This is a genomic window from Cytobacillus sp. MT66 (assembly GCF_058792595.1).
In genome coordinates this window covers 457,779-472,792 of record NZ_JBXAFB010000002.1, presented here as the reverse complement: position 1 = coordinate 472,792, position 15,014 = coordinate 457,779, and the positions used below count along the sequence as shown (strand labels likewise).

General features: G+C 40.3%; 17 protein-coding genes. 6 read left to right on the top strand and 11 right to left on the bottom strand.

Features of this window, described 5'->3' with window-relative positions:
- The first annotated feature begins 68 nt into the window (after positions 1–68).
- The 4 genes from AC1Q59_RS05695 to AC1Q59_RS05680 all read left to right on the top strand — a co-directional run bounded on the left by AC1Q59_RS05695 (position 69) and on the right by AC1Q59_RS05680 (position 3,422).
- Positions 69–749 carry a response regulator transcription factor gene (locus AC1Q59_RS05695; protein WP_492364826.1) on the top strand — a complete coding sequence of 227 codons (681 nt, stop codon included), beginning with the start codon at positions 69–71 and terminating at the stop codon, positions 747–749.
- Positions 746–2,137: a HAMP domain-containing sensor histidine kinase gene (locus AC1Q59_RS05690; RefSeq protein ID WP_492364825.1), complete on the top strand. Its 1,392-nt coding sequence runs from the start codon at positions 746–748 to the stop codon at positions 2,135–2,137. Before AC1Q59_RS05695 ends, AC1Q59_RS05690 begins: the two co-directional genes overlap by 4 nt.
- Positions 2,138–2,216: 79 nt before the next feature.
- Positions 2,217–2,609: a hypothetical protein gene (locus AC1Q59_RS05685; protein ID WP_492364824.1), complete on the top strand. Its 393-nt coding sequence runs from the start codon at positions 2,217–2,219 to the stop codon at positions 2,607–2,609.
- A 78-nt stretch (positions 2,610–2,687) separates the two neighbouring features.
- Complete coding sequence (locus AC1Q59_RS05680) at positions 2,688–3,422, top strand: SDR family NAD(P)-dependent oxidoreductase (RefSeq protein WP_492364823.1); 735 nt, start codon at positions 2,688–2,690, stop codon at positions 3,420–3,422.
- A gap of 85 nt (positions 3,423–3,507) precedes the next feature.
- On the opposite strand, the gene AC1Q59_RS05675 is transcribed toward AC1Q59_RS05680, so the two are convergent.
- The 6 genes from AC1Q59_RS05675 to AC1Q59_RS05650 all read right to left on the bottom strand — a co-directional run bounded on the left by AC1Q59_RS05675 (position 3,508) and on the right by AC1Q59_RS05650 (position 9,526).
- Complete coding sequence (locus AC1Q59_RS05675) at positions 3,508–3,996, bottom strand: GNAT family N-acetyltransferase (RefSeq protein ID WP_492364822.1); 489 nt, start codon at positions 3,994–3,996, stop codon at positions 3,508–3,510.
- A gap of 20 nt (positions 3,997–4,016) precedes the next feature.
- Entirely contained in the window at positions 4,017–5,054 is a 1,038-nt protein-coding gene (locus AC1Q59_RS05670; RefSeq protein WP_492364821.1) for a beta-carotene 15,15'-monooxygenase, read from the bottom strand.
- 55 nt (positions 5,055–5,109) lie between these two features.
- Complete coding sequence (locus tag AC1Q59_RS05665) at positions 5,110–5,304, bottom strand: hypothetical protein (RefSeq protein ID WP_492364820.1); 195 nt, start codon at positions 5,302–5,304, stop codon at positions 5,110–5,112.
- 131 nt (positions 5,305–5,435) lie between these two features.
- A complete protein-coding gene (gene abc-f, locus AC1Q59_RS05660; RefSeq protein ID WP_492364819.1) occupies positions 5,436–7,064 on the bottom strand; it encodes a ribosomal protection-like ABC-F family protein in 1,629 nt (542 codons plus the stop codon).
- A gap of 284 nt (positions 7,065–7,348) precedes the next feature.
- Positions 7,349–8,953: an aminotransferase class V-fold PLP-dependent enzyme gene (locus AC1Q59_RS05655; RefSeq protein ID WP_492364818.1), complete on the bottom strand. Its 1,605-nt coding sequence runs from the start codon at positions 8,951–8,953 to the stop codon at positions 7,349–7,351.
- A gap of 21 nt (positions 8,954–8,974) precedes the next feature.
- On the bottom strand, positions 8,975–9,526 hold the full coding sequence (locus AC1Q59_RS05650) for a glycerol-3-phosphate acyltransferase (protein ID WP_492364817.1): 552 nt from the start codon (positions 9,524–9,526) through the stop codon (positions 8,975–8,977).
- Between the two features lie 124 nt (positions 9,527–9,650).
- Between AC1Q59_RS05650 and AC1Q59_RS05645 the strand changes: the two genes are divergently transcribed.
- The gene (locus tag AC1Q59_RS05645) at positions 9,651–10,412 is read left to right on the top strand and encodes an AAA family ATPase (RefSeq protein WP_492364816.1); all 762 of its coding nucleotides are present in this window, start codon (positions 9,651–9,653) and stop codon (positions 10,410–10,412) included.
- A gap of 421 nt (positions 10,413–10,833) precedes the next feature.
- On the opposite strand, the gene AC1Q59_RS05640 is transcribed toward AC1Q59_RS05645, so the two are convergent.
- The 4 genes from AC1Q59_RS05640 to AC1Q59_RS05625 all read right to left on the bottom strand — a co-directional run bounded on the left by AC1Q59_RS05640 (position 10,834) and on the right by AC1Q59_RS05625 (position 13,439).
- Positions 10,834–11,505 carry a GNAT family N-acetyltransferase gene (locus AC1Q59_RS05640; protein WP_492364815.1) on the bottom strand — a complete coding sequence of 224 codons (672 nt, stop codon included), beginning with the start codon at positions 11,503–11,505 and terminating at the stop codon, positions 10,834–10,836.
- A 22-nt stretch (positions 11,506–11,527) separates the two neighbouring features.
- Positions 11,528–12,193, bottom strand: a complete 666-nt coding sequence (locus tag AC1Q59_RS05635) for a GNAT family N-acetyltransferase (protein WP_492364814.1) — start codon at positions 12,191–12,193, stop codon at positions 11,528–11,530.
- A 2-nt stretch (positions 12,194–12,195) separates the two neighbouring features.
- Positions 12,196–13,065, bottom strand: a complete 870-nt coding sequence (locus AC1Q59_RS05630; protein ID WP_492364813.1) for a carbon-nitrogen hydrolase family protein — start codon at positions 13,063–13,065, stop codon at positions 12,196–12,198.
- 203 nt (positions 13,066–13,268) lie between these two features.
- Entirely contained in the window at positions 13,269–13,439 is a 171-nt protein-coding gene (locus tag AC1Q59_RS05625) for a hypothetical protein (RefSeq protein WP_492364812.1), read from the bottom strand.
- 140 nt (positions 13,440–13,579) lie between these two features.
- Here AC1Q59_RS05625 and AC1Q59_RS05620 point away from each other — a divergent pair, with 140 nt between their 5' ends.
- A complete protein-coding gene (locus AC1Q59_RS05620) occupies positions 13,580–14,509 on the top strand; it encodes an SDR family oxidoreductase (protein ID WP_492364811.1) in 930 nt (309 codons plus the stop codon).
- A 55-nt stretch (positions 14,510–14,564) separates the two neighbouring features.
- Here AC1Q59_RS05620 and AC1Q59_RS05615 read toward each other — a convergent pair whose 3' ends face one another.
- Complete coding sequence (locus AC1Q59_RS05615; protein WP_492364810.1) at positions 14,565–14,987, bottom strand: threonine/serine exporter family protein; 423 nt, start codon at positions 14,985–14,987, stop codon at positions 14,565–14,567.
- Positions 14,988–15,014 lie beyond the last annotated feature (27 nt).

Here is a 15,014-nt window from a genome sequence, read left to right as displayed (position 1 = left end):
TTCCACTATTGTCACCAAGATATGGTACGATATATGCTGCAAATACATTGATTAATGGAGAGTCGATCATGACAACTATTTTAATTGCTGACGATGACAACCATATATTACAGCTGGTCACAATCCACTTGACCGATGCTGGCTTCAAGGTATTCCAAGCTAGGGATGGGGTCGAAGGATTAGATGTCTTAAAAAAGAATCCATGCGATCTTGCGGTTATTGATATAATGATGCCTTATCTGGATGGCTTTGCCCTGACAAAAGAAATTCGCAGGCTTTATGACATTCCAATCATTCTTTTAACCGCCAAAAGTGAAATTGAGGATAAAGAAAAAGGGTTTGAATCTGGAACAGACGACTATCTTGTTAAGCCATTCGAACCGAAAGAATTACTTTTTCGCGTTAAGGCTTTGCTGAGGCGCTATGAAAATGAGCCTGATGATTCAGCCATAAAGATTGGAAACACCATAATTAATAAAAAAAGCTATGAGGTTCAAATAGGCGATCGTATAGTACTTTTGCCGCTTAAAGAATTTGAGCTGCTTCATGTTTTAGCATCCAGTCCCATGCAAGTTTTTTCACGAGACCAGCTTATCCAGCAAATTTGGGGACTGGACTATGAAGGCGACGAACGTACCGTTGACGTTCATATTAAAAGACTTCGGGAACGGTTTGCCAAAATAACCAATGATTTTCAAATCAAAACTGTGCGCGGTGTTGGATATTTATTGGAGGCCAATCGCGGATGAAATCCCTATATGTCAAGTTTGTCGTTATAACCATCGGGATTATGGTTTTAAGCGGTATTACGGCCTTTATTATTTCTAACAGCTATTATCAGCAAAAATTAAAACCATTCAACGATGAAAAGAACACGCAAATAGCGCTGAATATCACAAGTTTCACTGCAGCTCATCCGGACATGATCCTGGATGAATATATGGAAAACCTATCCACTATAGGCTACCAGCTTTACTTGGTCGATCAATCAGGAAAAGGGAAGTTTTTTGGCGCTCCTTTTCGTGATAAAACCCTTCCTAGTAACATAATATCGGATGTATTAAATGGAACTTCGTTTCATGGCATTCTTCATTTCCCGCAAGAAACGTTTGTTACAGGATTCTTTGCTAATGAATTAAGGAATACCATTGGTGTACCAATGGTTCATGATGGAAAGAAATATGCGCTTTTTCTCCGTCCGGATATCAAGCTGCTCTTTAATGAAATGCACCTTTTATTGGCGTGGCTGCTTGCTTTAACCATTCTATTAAGTATCCTGTTTGTTCTATTTAGTACAAAGTATTTAGTGAAACCAATTTCTAAATTAACTGCAGCTACCAAATTACTGGCCAATGGCAGTTACGATGTTGAGCTAGATACATACCGCCACGATGAAATCGGCGAGCTTTCAAAAAGCTTTTTACGAATGGCAAAAAAGTTGGAACAAGCTGATGACATGAGGAAGGAATTTATTTCCAACATCTCTCATGATATCCAGTCACCCCTCTCCAATATAAAAGGCTATACCAACCTATTGGAAAATGAAGATGCTAATCCTGAAATGAGAGCACAGTATATTTCCATCATTAATGATGAAATCAGCAGACTGTCAAGCTTAACCAAACAAATGCTCCTTCTCGCCTCGCTTGATCGCAACGAGGATATTTTAAAGAAGAAGAGCTTTAATGTTGGACAGCAATTAAGAGACTTGGTACGAACGTATCAATGGGTACTTGGCGAAGAAAAAGATCTTATGCTTAGCTATACCTTGCCTGATATCGAATTCATTGGCGATCCTTCCCTGCTAAATACAGTTTGGGATAATCTTTTAACCAATGCCATTAAGTATACAAATCCTGGAGGAAGCATTGATCTTTCGATTGATGTAAAAGCGGAATATATGATTGTCCGTTTTTCGGATACCGGAATCGGGATGAAACCAGAAGAACTTGAGAGAATATTTGACCGTTTTTATCGGGCAGATTCTGCCCGTACCCGTTCGATTGAAGGCACTGGATTAGGTCTGTCGATTGCGGCAGTGATTGTCAAATTACATGGCGGGCAAATTCATGTTAGAAGCACAGAAAACGAAGGGACATCTTTCATCGTTGAAATGCCTTTAGCGAAGAATTTGTAAACAGTTGTTCATCCTCCGTTCATATTCGTTTTTTACATTAGCAATATACAAATAGATAAAACCCGGAGGAGAATGATTGATGAACAAAAATAGTCAAATCCTATTGAAATTTGCTGGTCTTTTTGGCGTGATTGGTGCCTTTCTTGGCGCCCATATGGCTGGTGCAGGATCCTACGCTTTTCGTCCTGTTCATGCACATATTCTAGTTGTTGGCTGGTTAAGCCTATTTGCCTGGGCAGTTTTTTATAAAGTTTTCCAAACAAAGCAGACGATATTAACCAAGATTCATGTATGGACAGCTATTATCGGATCGGCTGGTTTAACATTAGGAATGTGGCTTTACATGGTCAAGCCATTTGACCTGCCGCAAGGATTCACGCTAATCTTCTATATCGCCGGCGGTGTAGCTTTGCTTATTAGCTTTATTGCATTTTTCTTGCTTACTCTATTTTATAAAGCAGAGGCTGAGTGATATTACTCGGTCTTTTTTTACTTAGGAGAACATTTCGTTTAAAATTTTTAGGTGGAATTCTTTTTAGGAGGGATATTTGTGTTTTCTGGAAAAACCGTTGTGATTACTGGGGCGGCACAAGGAATTGGCCGAGCGGTCGCCATGATGTATGGTAAAGAACAAGCGAATGTCGTTGTTGCCGATATGAATCCAGATGGCAAAAAAGCAGCTGATGAAATTGGCAAACGGGCAATATTTGTTGAAACAGATGTGCGAAAGCCGGAGCAAATCATTGCATTAATGCAGCAGGCGGCAGAACGTTTTGGGAAAATTGATATTTTAATTAATAATGCCGGAAAGTTTGCTCCTGTTTCTCCGTATGATGCAACAGTAGACGAGTGGGACGATATTATAAATACAAACTTGCGCAGTGTCTTTCTTTGTTCCAGAGAAGCCGCAAAGTATATGAAAAATAACGAAGGCGGCGGGCGAATTGTCTCCATGGCATCAACGAGGGCCTTTATGTCAGAGCCAAACACAGAAAGCTACGCTTCCACTAAAGGCGGCATTGTTGCGCTCACCCATGCATTGGCACGTTCGCTTGGACCAGATGGCATTAACGTTAATTGCATTTCCCCAGGCTGGATCGAGACTGGCGATTATAGGAAGCTAAGCGAGTTGGATCACGCCCAGCACCCAGCCCGCCGTGTCGGAAAACCCGAAGACATCGCAAGAGCCTGCCTGTTCCTGACAAGGCCTGAAAACGACTTTATCACTGGACAGAATTTTACCATTGATGGCGGGATGACGATCAAAATGATTTATGAGGAGTAGACTGTTTGGGGGTCCTTCATGAACTGGATTGATGAAGGACCCTGGTTTTGCCTAATTCGGGCTTTGAAGACCATTCCCTGGCTGTTTAATCTACTATTTGACCTTCATTGTTCCTAACCATCGTCATAAATTCAGTCTGCCTATGAGAAAACTGCAATTTCTTTACAAAGCCAAATCTCTCATAAAGGCGGATCGCTCGTTTATTAAAGGTTGCTACGGTCAAACGAAGCGGCAGTGTAGTGTTTCCCTTAATATGATTCAGAATGAATGGAAAAAAGACAGACCCAAACCCTTGACCAGTTAGCTCCGGCTTCATACCAATTCCAATATCCAGTTGCTTTCCTGGATAGGCTCCGGCAGCGTACCCTGATGGCACTCTTGCTGAATCCCCTGTGCAAAAAAAACCAACTAATTCCATTTGTTCATTCACAACAGCTAAATAAGGATTATTCATTAGTTCCTCAATAGCCTCATCATTAACGGAGTTATTATAAAAATCATAGGGCGGTTCATATTTCCAATTCAATATTGCAATGGCAAAATCACGAGTCATTTTATTCACAGCTAATGTCATTAAAGCCACCCCGCCAAATCTTACATATATTCTTTTATTATTTCTTTAAACTTTAAGGGATCGTCAACTTTTATCGCTACTTTATTAAACTTCTTTTTCAGTCCCATGATTAATGAGGCTTCAACTGGCTCTTTAAATTTAAAAATCACATCCGGCTGAACACTTTCAAAATCTCGGGCAATGAAATCAAGGGTGTCTTTTGAAAGCTTTTGTTTTAAAATTTCAGATTCATCGATTACTTCTTCGATATCAGACCATCTGATGAACATCCGCTTTGCTAGACCAAGTGATAGATAAATCCCTTCCTCTCTAACCTGAAGCGGATTAAGCCGTACAGCCTGAATATCACCTAAAAAGAATACCACAGAGTAAATATTAAGTATTAGCAATATAATTGAAAGAATCAAAAATTTATCATGAAGCCACCAATGTATGCCAATCGTTTCAATGACAATGGCGTGAATCATCATAATTTGAAAAGCAATTAAACTGGACTTTTGGTGCAAGGTAAACATATTAACGCCGATTACCGACTTTTTCCTCCAGCTCGCAAATGCATAATAAAACATCAGCATTTCCGAACAAATGATCCGTATAATAGGAATTGGTTTAACATGCTTGTCAACGGCATTTGAAAAAGAGAATAAAACTGGCAGGGAACTTTTTTTCGCTGTGGCAATAATTTTTGGCATAAATATCATTAAACTTCCCAGAAAAAGCAATTCAGCTAAGACCAGCAGCCCTTCAATAGCAAAGCCAGCCCAAGTAATTGCTTCAAACGGAGCTAAATATTCCATTGGTATAAGTATACGTACTAAAATAAGACCGCTGGCTATTCCAATGATTAGACTTTTCCAGTTCCAGCTTTTTTTCCATGCTAAAAAGAGCACAGGTGAAATGAGCGCCAAATCAATCATCGATCCAATCACCACACCATTGGCATTCTCGGGAAGAATGCTTGTTCCAAAAGCAGTATGGTAGAGCATTACATTAGAGCCCAAAACAAGTACAAGTAAAATTAGGGATAAATTTTGCTGAAAGCTTCTTTTAATAACCATAAAGGTTCACCCTTTACCTTTTATTTAATTTTGCCTTCGGGTCAATTGTCCCATGCTACCCTTTTCTTTTCAACTGATCAATCAAATAAATTAATAGACAAATGACAACAGCGAGCTGCAAGGTTAATAGAATACCTACACTCATAACGATCCCATCAATATAATCCAGCATCCCTGCTGCCCCTAAAGCAAAAAACAGCACAATATTTAAAACGATGATGGAGAGGAAAATTCCAATATATCTGCTCAAAAAATAACCCACCTCCTAGAATAATATCGACAGTTTCCTTGAGAAGTACAAAGTTTTACCCTATAAAATATACGTTAGATAATGTAAAAAGTTCCCATAATCATATAAAAAAGACGGGACAAAATGTCCCGTTACAGCTCTTTTATTTGTTTTGTCAGTTCTTTAAATCTTTGATCAAGCTGGGCATACTCCACGTCTTTCGGTGTCATAAAACTTAATTTCCCAAGAACCTCTTGTCTTTCCGTTTCTAGTTTAAGACGCAATTCTTTCACGTCATCGTTTTTCTGTGGTGCTTCTTCCCATTGCTTCTGGATGCGCTGTTTTTCAAAAACTAATTTAAGTTTTGTTGTCTTTTCAAGAAAATACCGATCATGGGATACGATGATTAGTGTTCCATTATATTGGGAAAGCGTATGTTCAAGCTGCTCCCTTGATGGCAAATCAAGATGATTGGTCGGTTCATCCAGAATCAGGACATCTTTTTCTTCTAAAATATACAGCATCAGCTTGCATTTCACCCGCTCCCCCATACTCATCTGCCCAATAGGCGCCTTCCATTGGAATGCAGAGAAGCCTAAATGTTTCATTAAATTCTGCACCATCCCCCGTGCTTCATAGGACTCACGGTAAAAATATTGCTCAGGTGTTTGGTCAAGCGGCAAATCAAATACCTCCTGCGTTAGGTAGCCAATATTGGCAGAAGGAGAAAGCCAAACCTCTCCACCTGCTGTTTCCTGACCCATAATGATTTTCAATAAAGTTGTTTTTCCGCTGCCATTCGGACCAACGAGGGCAATTTTCTCCCCATGCTGTATGGTAAAACTGACGTCCTTAAACAGTGTGCGCCCTGCAAGGGACTTCGTCAGCTTTTTCACCTCTAAGAATCGTTTTCCAACTTTTTCATTTGCTTTCATAATAAAATGAACTTCATAATCTGGCTCCACCCGTTGGGCCTTTGCCTTTTCAAGCTCCTGTTCCAGTCGTTTTCGTTTCGACTTTACCTGAGCATCCATCCGCTTAGCCTTGACGCGATGATATTCCTTAAAGCCCTCTTTTTTCGTCGATTGAGCGTGTGCTTTTTGCGACCAGGAAGAAAGTTCATTGATTTGAGCTTCAATCCGCTCGGCCATTTTTTGCTGTTTGTCATACTCACGCAGCTGAGCAAGTCTTATCCGCTGGCGAAACTCCATATAGCTGGAATAGTTGCCTTTGTGCTCAATGAGCTTTTTCCCCTCAAGTGACCAAATCTTAGAGGCAACTTCATCCAGAAAATAACGATCATGCGAAACCAAAATGATACTGCCTTTATATGCATGGATCTGTTCAACAAGAAACCCAATGCTTGGTTCATCAAGATGATTGGTTGGTTCATCAAGCAACAGCAGATCCGCATCCTCAGAAAGTCCTCTTGCCAGCCTTGCTTTCAATTTTTCTCCACCGCTCAGTTGAGAAAATTCGTTCATAGGCACATGCCATTTTTTTAACAGTTCCTCTTCCGCTGACGTGACCGCATCAAATGAATAATGATCAGTTTCCTGTTCCACATAAGAGATTTTCAATCCATCTTTTAGCATAAGAATCTGTCCGTTTGTCGGAACGATATCATGATGGATTAGCTGGAGAAGCGTCGATTTCCCAGCACCATTTTTTCCTATGATACCGATGACCTCTCCTTCCTGTACATCCGCATGAACATCCTTAAAAATAGGCAAATCCTTTATTTCATAACTGATATTTTTCAATTTTAACAGTTCTTTCATACAATCAATCCCCTTAACTAAAGGGAGAATAAAAAAATCCTCCCGAATTTGGAAGGATTAGTCGTGCACAAATAAGCTATTTCTCCAATAGCTCAACCGGGTATAGAAAAATGGGCAGACTAATCCTATTTTCGTTTGATTTGAAATATCCAATTTCAAATGGCAAAAATAAGATTATTTATCCATTGTCCGCCCATCATCCCTTCTATTATCACTTAAAATTATTTTAGCACACCTTGGGTAAAGCGCCAATTATATAATGAGTTCTCTGCTTTCATGTTTGTTTACATAATATTATTATTATCCACTGACGAAACTTGTTTTAGAATTAAAAGGGCTAATTCAATCTCTTGTAATGTGTGATTCCCCATCAGTGCAATCTGGATCCAATTCCGATTGAGCAGATAGTCACTTTCATAACTGATGAAAATTCCTTTTTCCTTCAGCTGATCCCCTATGATTTTTGAAGAAACGTTTTCTGGAAGCGGTATTGTCATAATACCTGGAGAATACTCTTCATTTCCCAAAACTGTAAAGCCCGCATCCCGCAGAAGGTTCTTAACTTTATTTGCAAGGATAGGCTTATGTTCTAGATTCAACCTTTGAATCGCTTCATCCAAGGCAAAAATGAGGTTCGATGAATGCGTATATGGAACGCTTTCCGCCGCAGCATACTGACCTAAGTCTAAATATCTCGGAATCTGCTTATTTGGTGAAGCAGGTTCTTGATGGAAAACGATGGCCAATCCTGGATAGGATGCCAATCCTTTGCCGCTGACGGTGCTTGCTAAATAAACATCTTTGAAATCTGCCGGGACAACTCCGACAGAACTGCATGCATCTACACATAATTTGAAATTATATTTTTTGGTTAATGGTAGAATTCTATTTAAATTAAAAAGATAGCCAGTAGACGTCTCACAGTGAACGCACCAGAGCCAGCTTATGTCAGGATAGGTTTTAATTATACTTTCAACTTCATTTACATCTACTTTTTCATTCCATTGTTTTTCCAGCTTATAGTGTTGTAAACCTTGCCTATTCGCATGATCAATTAGCCGGTAGCCAAATTCCCCATTTGCAATAATAAGCCCTTTCCCAGGCAGCAATTTCAATTGTGCTGCCACGATATCATTCGCAAGCGTTCCAGTGCCAACTGCGATTTGTACATGATTTGCATTGACAAGTTCGCAAAGCTTCGATTGAACGTTCTTAACCTTTCCAATAAAATCAGTGGAACGATGAGAGATTGGTGATTGGCTGTATGCCTGTTCTACCTCTTTATGTATGGCCACGGGGCCAGGCAGAAGGTGGATTGGTTTTCGCTGGTGATCTCTTTCTATCATTATTTTTGAAAAAGCCTTTGATGTGTCTGCAAATTTCTCTTTTGTGAGAATCATTGGCTGATACATGGCACCCTCTTTTCCAACCATCGTGGCAAATGGTTCAAAACCGATCTTTTTATATAGCCTGATTTGCCGGTCGGTACCTGAAATAAGTGCCATATTATAGTTTTTTTCCAAGCAATAGCTGACAAGCATATTGACCAGCTGGAAGAATACCAAGCTCTTGCGGTATTGTTTTTTCACGGAAAGTAGCCGAATTTCACACGGATTTGCGTTCTGCGGCAAATAATCATCTAAGTTAGCAATCTTTTGATCAAGTGAAAAAGGACGATTCGCACGCACTGCAATCATCCCAATGACCTCTTCCTTATTCTTTGCAATGATATATAAATTTTCCTGATCAAATTTATCAATCAGCCGTCTGTCTTCATTTTGCTGGTGCTGCGGAATTTCCTCAACAAACGTTTCATAATTTAACTGATAAATTTGCTCCATTTCCTCAGGCTCTGATGCAATTTTGTATGTGAAAGTATGTCGTTCCATACTTTGCCTCCTTAGCAAAAATCATTTTCTTATAATATGCAAAACGATTACAATAATCAACAAAATAAGAAGTCCAATGGCGTATTGCGGTGCACCTGAAAAATAGGCTGTTACAGGAATGGATACCATTGAAAGTAACCCGGCAATCGTAAAGTTTCGAATAAGCAAATAAAAGAATCCCATGGATATTCCTAGGACCACAATAGCCAATGGCACTAAATAAAGGGTCGAGGCTAAAAAAACAACAACGCCCTTTCCCCCTTTAAACCCAAGCTGCACCGGCCAAATATGTCCGATTAGTAAGAAGAATGCACTAACCTGAAGCATGATTTCATCTTTCGGAAAAATCAAAGCGGTCATGTAAAGTGCAGCAATAACCTTGACGATATCAATAATCAGCGTATAGAAAAACCCCTTTTTCCCTAGCTGTCTGCCAGCATTCCTGGCACCAGCATTCCCGCTTCCAAGCTCCCGAATATCCATGTTGGTCTTCCATTTTGTTATATAATAGGCACCATTTATGCTTCCAAGGCAATAAGATAGCAGAGCCACTAAAATCATCTTTAAAATCATACATTCCCCCAAATGGAATTGCTTTTATAATTTATTAACGAATGGGAAGTAAAAAAAGTTTCAAGATGGGATTTATTCCAAATATTAGTTTATTATTAGAATAACAGAAAGAACGGAGGCGTTCATGTTGGAAACATTTAATGAATCACAATATATTAGAAGGGTTCGGCTTGAGCGTGAAAAGGTACCCTCCTTTAACACTTATCCCTTTCATTTGCCTAGCATTAAGACTCTGGACGAATTACATCTGCATCCAAATGTCACCTATTTTGTCGGGGAAAATGGCATGGGAAAATCAACCTTGCTGGAAGCTATTGCCGTTGCTGCAGGGTTCAACCCGGAAGGCGGATCCTATCATTTCCAATTTTCTACCTATGATTCACATTCACCGCTGGATCAATATATTCGGTTAATCAAAGGGGTACAAAAGCCAAGGGATGGATTTTTTCTTCGTGCGGAGACTTTTTACAATGTGGCCACCAATATTGAGGAACTTGACAGTGAGCCTGCATTTGGTGCACGGGTTATTGATTCGTTTGGCGGCGTTTCCCTTCATGAGCAATCACATGGAGAATCGTTTTGGGCCACTTTTCTAAATCGATTTCGCGGCAATGGTCTTTATCTTCTTGATGAACCTGAGGCGGCTTTATCTCCCTTAAGGCAGCTGTCGATGCTAACTCATATCCATGAGTTAGTCCAACAAGACTCACAATTTATCATTGCCACCCACTCACCGATTATTATGGCCTATCCGAATGCGAAAATTATTGAAATGACAGAGGATGGGGCGAGAGTAACCACACTTGAAGAAACCAATCATTATAGCATCATGAAGCAATTTTTTAATGATAAGGACAGATTGCTTCATCATTTGCTGCGTACATAGAATGTAATCGGTCGAAATGTGTTGATATAGACAGCAAGAGCAAAAAGTTAGATTAACCAGTCAGAATAGACGTTAGGTTCTGACTGGACTCTCTTGTTTTCTGTTGATGCTGTCAGAATTGACCTTTTATTTTGACTGGGCTTACTCGTTTTCTGTTAAAGCTGTCAGAATCAACCCTTCTTTTTGACTAGGCTTGCTCGTTTTTTAGTTAACTCTGTCAGAATAGACCCTTCTTTTTGACTAGCCTTGCTCGTTTTTTATAAAAGCTGTCAGAATAGACCCTTCTTTTTAACTGGACTAGACTCATTTTTCTGTAAAACTGTCTAAATACCCCATTCTTTCTGACTGCCTAAAAATATCAAATAAAACAAGGGCCATAACGAAATTACGGCCCTTAAACTATATTACCTATATCAACCTATTACAAAGGAAGCAAACGAATTGTTTCCTTATTTTTAATACCTTCAATCATTTCCAGCCATTCTTGCGGTTTATTGGATAACACTGAGTAGTAGGTTGTTAAAAAGTCTGTGACTAGCTTGGCCGAAACTTCAGTCAAAGCGTCGTCTGTCGGCATAAAGCAGAAATTTAGTCCTTTAACGGCTTCTCCGTTATTTTCCCATGATGGGTGAACATAGCTGAGATCCAAACTCTTATAGCCAAGATGGGACAGGACTTCACGGCGGACAAAAGGATTCATTGTCATTACGCCGCCGAATTCATGGTTTTCCACTTGGTATGGGTCATAGATTTCTGCGAACATGCCAAAAAGCTCTTTTCCGTTGGCACGTGCCAATTCATTTAAATCGTTTTCGCGGTTTTTAGCTAGGAAGCGTCCAAGGCTTAGACCCTGACGGCCAACAATTGTAAAATCAGTCATGGCAATATTCCAGTCAGGATAGTACCGATACTCAGTCGCTCCAACAACCTCATCCTCAAAAACGGCCACAAAGACACGGATGCCTGGATCCTCTAACGGTTCCTTCCATAAGTCAAATTCTAATACCTCTTCCGGAGGAAAAACTTCCTTCATCAGATCATGCATTTTTGTAAACAATGGATCTTCAATACTAGTAATTCTGATATATTCCACTCTGTGACTGCTCCTTCATCGTTTATTTAAATGGATTTTTCCATTCCATTAAAACAGCATGATTTAACGATTCTTCATCGTCTAAGTAATTCTCAACAATCGCAATAGGCGTTCTTCCGCAACGTAAAAGAAAAGTGATAACCGGATCCTTCAGCTCACCTTGCACCACCTTATCCAAATATTCCGACGGCTCCAGGTCGTTTGCAGCCCTATGGTAGCCAGGCATTCTTCCCCCGCCAAGCAGCCTCACCAAGCCAAGCTGGACAACAACCTGATACATCGACTGCATCATATGTTTTCCAAGACCAAGCTTGCGGAACTTTGGACGGACACTGATATCAACAATGTATAGGGTATTTCCCTTAGGATTATGGTTTCTGATATATCCGCTGTCTGTTGCATCTTCCCAGCGGTGAGACGGGTGATTTGGATCAAAGTCCACACAAACACCTGTCAGCGATCCAGCCAACTGGCCATCCACCTCAATACATAGTGCACCCTCTGGAAATAATGCTACATGATTCGTTAATTGCTCCTCGTTCCACCATAATTCAGATGGAAAAGGAGGCGGAAAACATTCCGCCTGGATTTGAATCAATTCATGAAAATCATCTTTTGTATAGTTGCGAATAACCGCTTGTACAGGCTTCCCATCATCAAATACATAAAATTCATTCCGGTAAGCCATACTTAAGCCTCGTCTTTTTCCCAATCAATATATAAATCTGTTCTTCGATCACGCCATGTTGTGACTGAGCCCTTTTCTCGCACCTCGTATAGCAGGTCAAGATCCAGATCCGCTGTCACGATCATGTCATCGTTGATTTCTCCTTCCACCATAATCCCTTTTGGCGGGAACGGAACATCATTTGGAGAAATGACAGCTGCCTGGCCAAAATTGCCGCGCATGAAATCAACCGTTGGCAATGAACCGACTGTTCCTGTTACAACCACATATACCTGATTTTCAATAGCACGCGCATGACAGGTATAGCGAACACGGTGGAAGCCGTGGCGATCGTCTGTGCAAGATGGACAGAAGACAACATCAGCTCCCTTTGCTTTTGCCATCCGGACAATCTCAGGAAATTCGATATCATAGCATGTCAAAACAGCAATGCGGCCTTTTTCAGTATCAAATACCTGCAGCCCTTCGCCAGCCGACATATTCCACTCTTCCACCTCAGTTGGCGTGATATGCAGCTTGGCCTGCTCGGCAATTCTGCCATCCGGATAAAATAAATGCGCCACATTATAGAGGCGGCCATTTTTCTTTAGCACATGCGTACCAGCAATGATATGGGTGTTTGTCTCACTAGCAAACTTGGAAAATAGCTCTCTATATTGTTCAGTAAAATCTGGAAGTTCATTTATGGATAGACTTTGTCCATTTCCATTTCCAATGGACAGAAGCTGAGTTGTAAAAAACTCAGGGAACAAAATAAATTCAGATCCAAATTCCTGAGCGGTTTTAATATAATGTTCACATTGCTTGGCAAAATCCTCAAATGATTCAATCGTATGCAGATGATACTGCACAGCTGAAACACGAATTTTCATCATCATCCCCCATTTCGGTTCATACTAGAGGTGAGTTTTTAACTCAATATATGATTATCAATGAATTTACTAAAAATAACAATACCTTTTTTCTATATTCAAATTGTGAGAGCATTTTTATTAAGAATATACAGTCGTGGCCAATTGCTATTCTAGTAAGAATCATAAAAGAAGCAGCTTGCAATCACAAGCTGCTTCTTTTACTAGATCACCGGATATTCTGGTTCATATCGCGGATGAATGTAATACGGCGGTCTTATCCCAATGAAAGGCAATGTAAAAGTGTAGCTTTCATTATAGTGCACTTGAACTTTTTCATCAGACTGATTTATTAATAGAATTTTTACCTCAGGATCATAGTAATAGTTTTGCACAGCTTTCCTCCTCAAAAATTTTATTTTTCACCCTACTATATTCAAATGTGCCGGCAAAGAGCCTGTCCATTCTCCCGTGAACCAAATGGACTTTTGTGCATATGGTATCCGGAAATGGAACTTTTTGAGGAGGATTGGACATGTCAAAAGATAACCCCAAAGATAACATGATTCAAGGTTATCCGATGTATCCTAATTACGGAAAAATCACACGTTATGAAGATGTACCTATTACAGTTCCGGAACAGCGCCAGTACCGTCAGCCTGGTGTAGAAAGCTTAATGGTGCCCCGGCCAATAATTGAAAACCCCAATTACAAGGGTTCTGGCAAACTAGCCGGCAAGGCTGCATTGATAACGGGCGGGGACAGCGGAATTGGAGCAGCTGCTGCCATTGCTTTCGCAAAAGAAGGATGCCATGTTGCGATTTCTTACCTAGACGAACATGAAGATGCGAACCGGACAAAGACACGGATCGAAGAACTTGGCCAGAGCTGTTTATTGCTTCCAGGCGATTTAAGAGATAAACAGCATTGCAAGGATATTGTCGAAGACACTGTTAAAACTTTTGGACGTCTTGATGTTCTTTGTAATAATGCTGGGATCCAGTTTCAGCAATTGAGTTTGCTTGATATCACCGACGAACAATTCGATCAAACGTTTAAAGTAAATGTTTATTCTCATTTTTATACAACCCGTGCTGCACTGCCCCACTTAAAAGCCGGCAGCTCCATTATAAATACAGCTTCTGTTGTTACTTATTATGGAAACGAACAATTAATTGATTATACAGCGACAAAAGGAGCCATTATTGGCTTTACCCGTGCTTTAGCAAACAATTTGGTCGGTAAAGGCATCCGTGTGAACGCTGTAGCTCCCGGCAGAGTTTGGACACCTCTGATTCCTTCAAGTTTTTCAAGCGATGAGGTAACACAGGCAGGAAACCCGATGAAACGTCAAGGTCAGCCATTTGAACTAGCACCTGCTTATGTTTATCTAGCCTCTGATGATTCACGATTCGTCACAGGGCAAACCATCCATGTAAACGGCGGGCAGGTCATGTCTTCCTGAACACATTGAAAAAACGGCTGTTGGGAATAAACAGCCGTTTTTTCTATTAGTCTGATTATCTCTTCTTCAAAAGAAGCTGATTTAAAACCTCAGAGATCACTAGCCCAACAGCAATGGCACCAGAGATCATGAATGCTTTAGCCGCAAGCTGAATGGCCATATTATAGTCATTTTCCACGAATTTACGCATTGCATCATAGGCTGTACCGCCCGGAACGAGCGGTATGATCCCAGAGATGCTGAAAATAATGACAGGTGTCTTATAAACCTTAGCAAAAATTTGGCTGATAATCGCTATGATTATCGCTGCAATAAACGAAGCAACCACCGAATCATAATGTTTGCCAACTAGCCATACATAGACAAACCAGCCAGCCATACCAACAAACCCGCATTTCAACAATGATTTTTTCGGCGCATTAAATAGCAGCGCAAAAGCGGCTGAAGCAACAAAGCTAGTGATTAATTGTACCAACATTTGTTTTTTCCCCCGATAGCATGAAAT

Excerpts from the sequence above, each read along its gene's own strand:
- AC1Q59_RS05695 (WP_492364826.1), top strand. The coding sequence starts at position 69 with ATGACAACTATTTTAATTGCTGACGATGACAACCATATATTACAGCTG.
- AC1Q59_RS05690 (WP_492364825.1), top strand. The coding sequence starts at position 746 with ATGAAATCCCTATATGTCAAGTTTGTCGTTATAACCATCGGGATTATG.
- AC1Q59_RS05685 (WP_492364824.1), top strand. The coding sequence starts at position 2,217 with ATGAACAAAAATAGTCAAATCCTATTGAAATTTGCTGGTCTTTTTGGC.
- AC1Q59_RS05675 (WP_492364822.1), bottom strand. The coding sequence starts at position 3,996 with ATGACATTAGCTGTGAATAAAATGACTCGTGATTTTGCCATTGCAATA.
- AC1Q59_RS05670 (WP_492364821.1), bottom strand. The coding sequence starts at position 5,054 with ATGGTTATTAAAAGAAGCTTTCAGCAAAATTTATCCCTAATTTTACTT.
- abc-f (WP_492364819.1), bottom strand. The coding sequence starts at position 7,064 with ATGAAAGAACTGTTAAAATTGAAAAATATCAGTTATGAAATAAAGGAT.
- AC1Q59_RS05655 (WP_492364818.1), bottom strand. The coding sequence starts at position 8,953 with ATGGAACGACATACTTTCACATACAAAATTGCATCAGAGCCTGAGGAA.
- AC1Q59_RS05650 (WP_492364817.1), bottom strand. The coding sequence starts at position 9,526 with ATGATTTTAAAGATGATTTTAGTGGCTCTGCTATCTTATTGCCTTGGA.
- AC1Q59_RS05645 (WP_492364816.1), top strand. The coding sequence starts at position 9,651 with ATGTTGGAAACATTTAATGAATCACAATATATTAGAAGGGTTCGGCTT.
- AC1Q59_RS05635 (WP_492364814.1), bottom strand. The coding sequence starts at position 12,193 with ATGGCTTACCGGAATGAATTTTATGTATTTGATGATGGGAAGCCTGTA.
- AC1Q59_RS05630 (WP_492364813.1), bottom strand. The coding sequence starts at position 13,065 with ATGAAAATTCGTGTTTCAGCTGTGCAGTATCATCTGCATACGATTGAA.
- AC1Q59_RS05620 (WP_492364811.1), top strand. The coding sequence starts at position 13,580 with ATGTCAAAAGATAACCCCAAAGATAACATGATTCAAGGTTATCCGATG.
- AC1Q59_RS05615 (WP_492364810.1), bottom strand. The coding sequence starts at position 14,987 with ATGTTGGTACAATTAATCACTAGCTTTGTTGCTTCAGCCGCTTTTGCG.